This is a genomic window from Dialister sp. UBA1703 (assembly GCA_002320515.1).
GTDB lineage: Bacteria > Bacillota > Negativicutes > Veillonellales > Dialisteraceae > Dialister.
This window is the reverse complement of record DCJJ01000004.1, coordinates 1-620: the sequence shown is the minus strand read 5'-3', so window position 1 is coordinate 620 and position 620 is coordinate 1.

Sequence of the window (620 nt, the reverse complement as noted above, 5' to 3'; positions counted from 1 at the left end):
GCATTGCATAAAAATTCAAGAATAAAAGCAGACAGTGATTTAATCAGCGCTTCCCTAGCGAAGGATCTCGGTGCATGCCGTTAGTGACACTAATGCCGGTAAATACCAGTCGGCGGGAAGGCTTTCGGCTGCCGGCTGTCCGCTGGGCTGTATTCCCGAACGGGGGAGATGGCAGAAAGTCAAATTTCCGCTATCCGCTATCAGCTGTCGGCTTTCCGCCTGACACCGTCATTCTGAACGCAGTGAAGAATCTTGATGAGTACCGCTAATGGCTCCTGCTAGCTCACTAGTCCACTAGTAGTCCACTAGTTCACTAAAGAATACCGGTCGGCGGGAAGACATCAGACTGTCAGACGGCAGACATCAGAAAGCCGTATTCCCGAAAGCAAGCGGGTTCAAAGGGTTCAAGCCGCCGCCGGGGCTTCGCCCCTGGGCGGCCTTAGGTTCTGCCCGGAATCGGCTTCGCCTTCCGGGCTGGTTCAGAGGGGAGTTATAAAGCCCACTCCGTGGAGGCAGGGTGGGCGCCGGCGGCGCCATTATATAATGCGCCCGAAGGGCGCCACCACAACCCTTTGAACCCTTTTCCTCAACCCTTCTACACAACCTGCGGGCCCTACGGG